The sequence below is a fragment of the Polaromonas sp. P1_G4 genome, assembly GCF_056405475.1.
This window is the reverse complement of sequence record NZ_JBFUCA010001007.1, coordinates 1-690: the sequence shown is the minus strand read 5'-3', so window position 1 is coordinate 690 and position 690 is coordinate 1. Positions and strand designations below refer to the sequence as shown.

Genomic DNA, 690 nt, shown 5'->3' with positions numbered 1-690 from the left:
GGCCACAGAAGCCGCACTACGCGACGCAGAGCGCGACTTGAAATTGGCAGGCCCTCTGCGTCCCAATGCCTTGTGTGCGCGCGACGACGACAGGCCCATAAAAGAAAAAACCATGGGGCCCTACTTCGACCCAAGCTGCCCCAGAGGGCAGTGCCGGAACCCACTGGACTATTACTACACGAGCAACTACACCACCGTCACCAACCCTGAACCCTGGTGGCCGACCATCAACGGGAAAAAAGGGCTGTGGGAAGGTCCGCCTGCCACGCCCAGCGCAAAACCAAGCGACGCGGCAGGTGCAGGCACCAATTGCACCTTCACCGGTGCGGTACCCCTGGGCACCTTTACCGGTGTTGCCAGATTTGCCGGTGTGGCAAGGCAGCCTGAATACCTGATGGAATATTTCAAAGGTTCTGCAGGCGATGACATCGTCATTCGCATCAGTGCCCGTGGTTTCGGGGCAGACATCAACACTGAAGTTGTAATGCAAACCTATTACCGTCCTTTTCTCCCAAGCAATTAAGGAAAATCCGTGAAAAAAATTATCACCATTGCCGGATTTTTGTTTGCGGCGCTCACTTCGCAAGGGGTGGCATTTGCACAGGCACTGACCCCGGCCATTCCGCCAAACATCGTGACCTCGTCGCCGAGGCCCATGATCATGCTGAACATGTCGAAAGACCATCAGCT

General features: G+C 55.9%; 1 protein-coding gene. It reads left to right on the top strand.

The window, feature by feature from the left end:
* Nucleotides 1-523 (top strand): pilus assembly PilX family protein (locus AC1D1X_RS25045; protein WP_477699595.1); only part of this gene is annotated, 523 nt, incomplete at its 5' end.
* Between the last annotated feature and the right edge of the window lie 167 nt (nucleotides 524-690).